Here is an 8,071-nt window from a genome sequence, read left to right as displayed (position 1 = left end):
AAGAGGCTCTTTCAGAAGAAATCATATAGAATTGACAATACATACGTCTAGGTTAAAGTCAATTGAAGGACAACTTAAGTCGTAAAAAAAGGTCGGACATCTAGTTTGCAAAAATTATAAAAAAGGTTACTTGATAAATTTTGACTTTTCTCATGTAGGGTTAGCAACTATCTAGGATACGAGACAGGATTCCAAAAAAGTTATCTCATATAAAAAATTAGTCAACTTCGTGACCCCGTGAAGCCTCCAATATCAAAAACCAATCCTGTAAACTTAACTCTATAGTTAAAGCCTCTTTTAGAGCCTTTAACCTTTTAGGTTGTGTAGTTCCCACAACAGGCCTAATCCCAACAGTATGCTGGTTTAAAAAGGCAATAGCAAGTTGAGCTTTTTCACACTCATACCTTATTGCCATTTCTCCTAGCACTTTATCTAGAGATAGATTATCTTCATGTAGCCTATGTAAGCTTCCTAAAGGACTCCAAGCCATCGTTAGAATTTGTTTAGAAGAATGGTGCTGAAGGATATCATTTGTAAAAGGCTGATAATGGTTTAATGAACATTGCAACTGGTGTCCTTCTACTTCTACATGCGCGCTTAATAAATCGATTTGCTGTGTTGTAAAATTAGAGACGCCAAAGTGTTTAATTTTGCCTTGTTCTTTTAAATAGATAATAGATTTAGCAATCTCTTGCAGATCCATCAATGGACTTGGTCTGTGGAGTAGAAACGCATCTAAATAGTCACAATTCAAATTAGAGATAGATTGCTCTGCTTGTGCTATAATATATTCTGAATCATATTGATAATGCTTCACTCGATTATCTCGAGTGGAGTTTGGCAGTTGTAGCCCACATTTAGAAATTAACTGAATGGATTCTCGTTTGATTTTACTTTCTGTAAAAGCCTTACCAAACTCAGCTTCCGTGGTATATTCACCATAAATATCTGCATGATCAAAGGTGGTAACACCAAGGCTGAGACAGTCTTCAATTTGACTCGCCATTTGGCGGGTAGACAGTTGTTTTCCCCATCTACCCCAAGTCATACATCCTTGTATAAGTTTAGAAGTATACATCCGTAATTTTTTTGTTGTTAATAACCGAGTTTATGTCTCACCCGTTTCAAGACTCCTCCAGCTACCTCTTTTGCTTTACTAGCCCCTATGCTTAATAGTCCGTCGATTTCTGGTTTATTGTTCATGAAATAATCAAACTTTTTCCGTTCTTCAGAATAAGTAGTGACAATCAAATCGAATAACGCTTGCTTCGCATGACCATACCCAAAACCTCCAGCTAAGTAGTTTGACTTTAACTCTTCGACTTGAGTTTTAGAGCCTATTAATTTATAAATCTGAAATACATTACACGTTTCAGGATCTTTGGGGTCTTCTAATGGAGTACTGTCCGTTTCGATTTGCATGATTTGTTTGCGCAATTTCTTATCGGTCTGGAAAATAATAATCGCATTGCCTTTAGACTTACTCATTTTAGCACCATCGGTCCCAGGGACATATTTTGAAGATTCAGATAATTTGGCTTCAGGCAGCACAAAGGTCTCGCCATATTGAGCATGGAAACGTTCGGCCACATCTCTGGTCATTTCTATATGTTGTAATTGATCTTTACCAACGGGAATGAATTCAGCATCATAAAGCAAAATATCTGCTGCCATCAACATAGGATAGCTGAATAAGCCAGCATTAACATCGCTCAACCGATCTGCTTTGTCTTTAAACGAATGAGCTAGAGTAAGGCGTTGGTATGGAAACATACAGTTTAAGTACCACATGAGTTCAGTCACTTGTGGAACGTCACTTTGCCTATAAAAGGTCGATTTTTCGACATCTAATCCAAAGGCAAGCCAAGTGGCAGCAGTTGCATATGTGTTTTCTTTTAAGACTTCAGCGTCCTTTATTTGGGTAAGAGAATGTAGATTGGCAATAAATAGAAACGACTCATTCTTTGGAGAATTAGCCATTTCAATAGCAGGAATAATTGCCCCTAATAAATTTCCCAAATGTGGAGTTCCAGTGCTCTGGACACCCGTTAATATTCTAGACATAAAATGGATATATTACAAATTGAGTCAAAGATAAATGTTTTGTTCAACCGAACCCATTCAATTTATTAAATTTGCGAACTATGATATGGATTAAGAATATTTTGATAGTTGTTTGGAGGATTTGGTTTTACATCATTGTGATCATCCCCCTTGTAATTCTATTGCCTTTTCTACTCGTGACCACATCAAAAGAAAAATGGTATCCTAGTACTTTCCATATTGGTAAACTTTGGGCGACCATTGTATTATACGGCATGGGTTTTTTTCCGAAAGTAACTTACAATACTCATCTCGATAAGAGAAGAAGCTATATGCTAACAGCCAACCACTCGAGTATGATTGATATTATGATGATGATTTATGTTTCCAAAACTCCTTTTGTATTCATCGGAAAACGGGAGTTAGCCAAACTTCCTGTCTTTGGATTAATCTATAGACGCTCTTGTATTTTGGTAAACAGAGGGAATGCAAAAAGTAGAAAAGATGCTTTCGTTGAAGCCCAAAGACGCCTAAAAAATGGGGTCAGTATCTGTATTTTCCCGGAAGGTGGCGTCCCCGATGATATTACAAAGGTTCTAGATGAATTTAAAGACGGTGCCTTTCGACTCTCCATAGAGCATCAAATTCCTATTGTGCCCATCTCATTTCCCGATAGTAAAAAAAGATTCCGCTATTGCTTTACCTCAGGAAGTCCAGGTGTTTTAAGAGCTGTTGTTCACCCTTTAATTCATACCAAAGGAGTTGAACTTACTTTTAAAAACCGTAAGCGTCTTAAGCAAGAGACTGCTGAAGCTATAGCCTCCAAACTTTACTGGTAACACTTACTTCCTATTATATTTACATTGAGCTTTTTATATGGCATAATGCCAAATTATCTTAGGAATAGTATACAGGTTGAAAATGAAGATGAGTTTTATGCTGGTTTATCCATTAATTATACAACATCAGGCTTAGAGTTTTTTAATAAAAATGAAACAATTGATTTAAATGAATCAGAGATCTTTGAGATGTTGAAAAACTCGACCTTTATCAATTCCATAGTGGCCCAAGCATCGGTTATTCTACGTTTACTTCTAATAATCACAAAGAATCTATTAGATTTTAGATAAGTGACGACATGGACGTCTCCACTAATACCTAAAATTATGACTAAGCCTGACTATTTGATAGTATGAAAAAAGCTGAAAACCACTTGAAGTTTCAAGCAATTTTTCCATTCTGACTATATCAAGGCTTTTTATTCTTTAGAACTAACGCGATGATTGCCGAAAAGAAAACTCCAGACCCTAAGTTATTAAAAATCGCTTGACTGATATAGCTGTTGAGATTGTAAATTTGTTCCAAGCCTTCCCTCGGAATCCCTTGCGCTGCTCTTACCTCAACAATATTTGAAAAGAATTCTGGAGTCACAAGTTCTACCATGGTGTAAACAGATGCTGGAGATAAGCCTCCAATTACCGCTGAAAGGACTACTCCTGAAATAAATGCCTTTTGCCAAGTAATTTCACCTTTGTAATAACGCTCTCGCTTTTCACGAATCGCTAACACATACACCAAAATTTGAGGAACCATCAGCCAGAACGAAAATATAGCTTGACTACTAACGTGTTCATCATGATAGCCTAAGTATTTTTCTAAATAAACCCAAGCGATACTAATAGCCGTATAAACAGAAGCCCACTTTAATTCAATTTCAAATTTCTTCATCCTTGAATCTTGACATTAATGGTTCATCAATACCCACTCTCCTTTATCGATTAAAGGAATCGCTTGCTTATACTTCATGGATTTTTCTTCTCCAGAACCCACATGCTTTATAGTCACTTTATCGTTTCTCCCAATTTTTGGCTGCTCTCTAACAATGGTTTCAACAACCTGCTGTTGTTGGCTAGCCTGAGCTCCGGCCTTTCGAGATTGAGCTGCACGCTCGTCTAAATTTTGGATCTCTTCTTTTTCTGTCTGTAGCTGCTCTTTGGAATTTCGCTGCCTAGCTTCGGTGATTTGACCTGGTTCACGCTGCGGTAACTCTCCTTTCAACAAGAAAGAAATCACCTCTTTATTCACCTCTTCGATCATGACTTTAAAAAGTTCAAAAGCTTCGAACTTGTAAATCAATAAAGGGTCTTTTTGTTCGTGAACAGCCAATTGAACACTTTGCTTTAACTCATCCATTTTACGAAGGTGGTTTTTCCAAGCTTCATCGATAATGGCTAAAGAAATATTCTTTTCAAAGTCTGTAATCAAGTCTTTACCTTCAGTTTCGTAAGCTCTCTTTAAGTTTGTAACGACTTGAAGTGTCTTTTGGCCATCGGTAAATGGAACTGCAATACGTTCAAATTTTTCTCCCCGCTTCTCAAACACTTGTTTGATTACTGGAAAAGCCTCTTCAGCATTGTTTATCATTTTAGCTTTGTAGTTTTCATAAGCTTGTTTGTAAACAATTCCAGCCGTTTTTTGAACAGGTTGCTTTTCAAATTCTGCTTTAGATACTGGAGAGTTCATCGAAAAGAAACGAATCAACTCAAACTCAAAGTTTTCAAAGTCAGTATTGGCATTATTGAAATCTGTGATCACCTCGGCAGTGTCGAAAATCATATTGGCAATATCGATTCTCAATCGCTCACCATAAAGTGCGTTATAACGTCTCTTATAGATAACTTCTCTTTGTGCGTTCATCACATCATCATACTCCAGCAAACGCTTACGAATGCCGAAGTTATTTTCTTCTACTTTTTTCTGAGCGCGTTCTATAGATTTTGAAATCATAGAATGTTGGATCACTTCTCCCTCTTCCAAGCCCATTCTATCCATCAATTTGGCAATCTTCTCACTACCAAATAAACGCATCAAGTTATCTTCTAGGGACACATAAAACTGAGAGCTTCCTGGATCTCCTTGACGACCAGCACGTCCTCTCAACTGTCTATCGACACGTCTAGAATCGTGACGCTCTGTACCGATGATGGCTAAACCACCAGCATCTTTTACATCTTTAGACAATTTAATATCCGTACCACGGCCAGCCATATTGGTGGCAATAGTTACAATACCTCCTTTACCCGCTTCCGCGACAATATCTGCTTCACGTTTGTGCAATTTAGCATTCAATACATTATGGGGAACCGAGCGCAATTTCAACATACGACTCAGTAATTCTGAAATTTCTACAGAAGTAGTTCCTATTAATATAGGTCTGCCTTTTGCCGAAAGTAATGCCACTTCGTCGATGATGGCATTGTATTTTTCACGCTTAGTTTTAAAGACCTTGTCTTGTTTATCGTCTCTAGAGATGGGCCTATTAGTTGGAATTTCCATGACATCCAACTTGTAGATCTCCCAGAATTCTCCAGCTTCCGTCATTGCTGTACCCGTCATCCCAGATAACTTGTTGTACATTCTAAAGTAATTCTGAAGTGTTACCGTAGCAAATGTTTGGGTTGCATCTTCAATCTTCACATTTTCTTTGGCTTCAATCGCTTGATGAAGACCATCAGAATAACGACGACCGTCCATAATTCTACCGGTTTGCTCATCCACAATTTTCACCTTGTTTTCCATCACCACATACTCGGTGTCTTTTTCAAACAAAGTATAGGCTTTCAGCAATTGTCTTAGCGTATGGATTCGTTCGCTCTTAACACTAAAATCTCTATATAACTCTTCTTTTTTCTCTGCTTCTTCTTCTTTAGGTAAACCTTGCTTTTCGATTTGAGCGATTTCCACCCCGATTTCAGGCATTACAAAGAAGTCTTTATTATCCTCTCCAGAAAGGAAATCAATTCCTTTATCGGTCAGGTCTATCTGGTTGCTTTTCTCTTCAATAGTAAAATACAGTTCGGCATCTACCTTATGCATTTCCCTATTGTTGTCTTGCATATAAAAGTTTTCAGTTTTCTGGAGTAATTGCTTTACCCCTTCTTCACTTAAAAATTTGATTAAGGCCTTATTTTTTGGCAAACCACGAAATACTCTCAGCAGTTGTAGTCCACCTTCTTTGGTTTCTCCTTCTTTGATCTGTTTTTTAGCTATTGCTAAAACACCAGTTAAGTGTTTACGTTGAACTTCAACAATTTGAGCAATTTGTGGTTTTAAATTTTCAAACTCATGCACGTCTCCTTTTGGGACGGGTCCAGAAATAATTAAAGGCGTTCTAGCATCATCGATCAACACAGAATCCACCTCATCCACAATCGCATAATGGTGTGGACGCTGTACCAAATCATCTGGAGAATGACTCATGTTATCTCTCAGATAATCAAAACCAAACTCGTTGTTGGTGCCATAGGTGATATCGGCATTATAAGCTTTCCGTCTAGCTTCGGAATTAGGCTTATAGTAGTCTATACAATCCACACTTAAACCATGAAATTCAAATATAGGAGCCATCCAAGCACTATCCCTTTTAGCTAGGTAATCATTCACTGTAACTAGGTGGACGCCATCACCACTTAAAGCGTTTAGGTACATCGGCAAGGTCGCCACTAAGGTTTTACCTTCCCCCGTTTGCATTTCAGCAATTATGCCTTGATGCATAGCAATACCTCCTATCAATTGGACATCATAATGAATCATGTCCCAAGTAATTGGCTTACCAGCAGCATCCCAAGAGTTGTTCCAAATGGCTTTGTCGCCATCTAGGCTCACATAGCCTTTGGAAGCCGAAAGTGTTCTGTCAAATTCTGTAGCACTGGCTTCTAAAGTTGTATTATGAAAAAAACGTTTGGCAGTTTCTTTCACCGTCGCAAAAGCTTCAGGAAGAATATCATTAAGAACCTCTTCAGTCTTTTTATAAATTTCAACCTTTAAATCGTCGATTTCACCATAAAAGTTTTCTTTCACATCAATATCTGGCTCATCTTCAGCCTTCTCCTCAAGCGCATCGATTTGAGACTGCAAGTCTGCTGTGGCTTCTTTAATAATCGTCTTAAAACGAGAGGTGTTTTGACGGAGTTCGTCTATGCTTAGCGCTTCAAACTGACTTTCGAAACTTTTGATTTGATCAACAATTGGAGTAATAGCTTTAAGATCTTTCTTGGTCTTATCGCCTACAAATACTTTTAATACAGAATCTAAAACACCCATATGTGGTTTTATTAATTTAGTAGTTCAAAGGTAACGAAAAAAAAAAGTCTCTTTACGAGACTTTTAGTGTGAATTTGAGAACAGGAAAGTTAATATTCGTCTTCGTTCCAAAGATAATCGTCATCTGTGGGATAATCTGGCCAGATTTCCTCTATAGAGTCGTAAGTGTCGCCTTCATCTTCTATGGATTGTAAGTTTTCTACAACCTCAAGTGGTGCACCAGTTCGTATGGCATAGTCAATTAATTCGTCTTTGGTTGCTGGCCAAGGGGCATCACTTAGGTAAGAAGCAAGTTCTAAAGTCCAATACATTGTAAGGATATTTTAATTTTTGCAAATGTAATTTTTTTAGCTAAACGGTCAACATTTTTAAGAATTATTTCAACCTAAAATTTAGCTAAGCCTCTGATTTCAAAATGCTTTTGAATTTGATCATTTCAAATTTAGTAGCTAGGGGATTTGAAATTTACTCGCATATTAAAATACTTGGAAAACTAATGAATACCAGATAAGGAATATTGAATAAGGATTGATGAACGTAGAATAATGAATAGTGGTTAGTGTTGAGATTGAATATATGTCAGTTCGAGTGAATTTTACTTTTGAAAAAAGTGAAATTTGTATCGAGAACTCAATAAAACTCCTAACTTCATTACACGTCTCGATACAATTTTCTATCGAAAATCACTCGAAATGACATTATGTATTTAACCTTAGTACACCACCTAAACAGATTCCGTATCTCGGCTATCGCCTTGCACGGAATGGGAGAGATTCCTTGTCGAAGTAAAAGAACTTCTTTGTCGGAATGACAATTTCAGGTTCAAAATTACAAGTTTCTCAATAGCTAGAAAACGGCATACTAAATTAAGCCGTAAAAATTGAAGCAAGAGCCTCGTAAAATTTTAGACTGTCTGAGGCTGTTT

7 protein-coding genes are annotated in these 8,071 nt (G+C 37.3%); 2 read left to right on the top strand and 5 right to left on the bottom strand.

All coding sequences use genetic code 11. The features are described 5' to 3' along the window. Positions 1-217 precede the first annotated feature (217 nt). On the bottom strand, positions 218-1,078 hold the full coding sequence (locus tag CXF67_RS03055) for an aldo/keto reductase (protein ID WP_102087409.1): 861 nt from the start codon (positions 1,076-1,078) through the stop codon (positions 218-220). Between the two features lie 17 nt (positions 1,079-1,095). Next, on the bottom strand, positions 1,096-2,064 hold the full coding sequence (gene trpS / locus CXF67_RS03050) for a tryptophan--tRNA ligase (protein WP_102087408.1): 969 nt from the start codon (positions 2,062-2,064) through the stop codon (positions 1,096-1,098). A gap of 80 nt (positions 2,065-2,144) precedes the next feature. Between trpS and CXF67_RS03045 the strand changes: the two genes are divergently transcribed. Both CXF67_RS03045 and CXF67_RS03040 read left to right on the top strand, forming a co-directional pair. Next, positions 2,145-2,882: a lysophospholipid acyltransferase family protein gene (locus CXF67_RS03045; RefSeq protein ID WP_102087407.1), complete on the top strand. Its 738-nt coding sequence runs from the start codon at positions 2,145-2,147 to the stop codon at positions 2,880-2,882. A 45-nt stretch (positions 2,883-2,927) separates the two neighbouring features. Further along, positions 2,928-3,173, top strand: coding sequence for a hypothetical protein (locus tag CXF67_RS03040; RefSeq protein WP_102087406.1), 246 nt, complete (start codon positions 2,928-2,930; stop codon positions 3,171-3,173). Between the two features lie 118 nt (positions 3,174-3,291). On the opposite strand, the gene CXF67_RS03035 is transcribed toward CXF67_RS03040, so the two are convergent. From CXF67_RS03035 to CXF67_RS03025, 3 genes are all read right to left on the bottom strand, one after another. Then, the gene (locus tag CXF67_RS03035) at positions 3,292-3,771 is read right to left on the bottom strand and encodes a DUF4199 domain-containing protein (RefSeq protein ID WP_015024057.1); all 480 of its coding nucleotides are present in this window, start codon (positions 3,769-3,771) and stop codon (positions 3,292-3,294) included. Positions 3,772-3,786: 15 nt separating this feature from the next. Beyond that, positions 3,787-7,146, bottom strand: a complete 3,360-nt coding sequence (secA, locus tag CXF67_RS03030) for a preprotein translocase subunit SecA (protein ID WP_102087405.1) — start codon at positions 7,144-7,146, stop codon at positions 3,787-3,789. Positions 7,147-7,235: 89 nt separating this feature from the next. Further along, positions 7,236-7,457, bottom strand: coding sequence for a DUF2795 domain-containing protein (locus CXF67_RS03025; protein ID WP_003441576.1), 222 nt, complete (start codon positions 7,455-7,457; stop codon positions 7,236-7,238). Between the last annotated feature and the right edge of the window lie 614 nt (positions 7,458-8,071).

The organism is Psychroflexus sp. MES1-P1E, from assembly GCF_002836055.1.
GTDB lineage: Bacteria > Bacteroidota > Bacteroidia > Flavobacteriales > Flavobacteriaceae > Psychroflexus.
The sequence above is the reverse complement of the archived record's forward strand: the minus strand, read 5'-3'. Positions and strand labels throughout refer to the sequence as shown.

Bases quoted from the DNA above. Each gene is read 5' to 3' on its own strand.
- CXF67_RS03055 (WP_102087409.1), bottom strand. From the start codon at position 1,078: ATGTATACTTCTAAACTTATACAAGGATGTATGACTTGGGGTAGATGG.
- trpS (WP_102087408.1), bottom strand. From the start codon at position 2,064: ATGTCTAGAATATTAACGGGTGTCCAGAGCACTGGAACTCCACATTTG.
- CXF67_RS03045 (WP_102087407.1), top strand. From the start codon at position 2,145: ATGATATGGATTAAGAATATTTTGATAGTTGTTTGGAGGATTTGGTTT.
- CXF67_RS03040 (WP_102087406.1), top strand. From the start codon at position 2,928: ATGCCAAATTATCTTAGGAATAGTATACAGGTTGAAAATGAAGATGAG.
- CXF67_RS03035 (WP_015024057.1), bottom strand. From the start codon at position 3,771: ATGAAGAAATTTGAAATTGAATTAAAGTGGGCTTCTGTTTATACGGCT.
- secA (WP_102087405.1), bottom strand. From the start codon at position 7,146: ATGGGTGTTTTAGATTCTGTATTAAAAGTATTTGTAGGCGATAAGACC.
- CXF67_RS03025 (WP_003441576.1), bottom strand. From the start codon at position 7,457: ATGTATTGGACTTTAGAACTTGCTTCTTACCTAAGTGATGCCCCTTGG.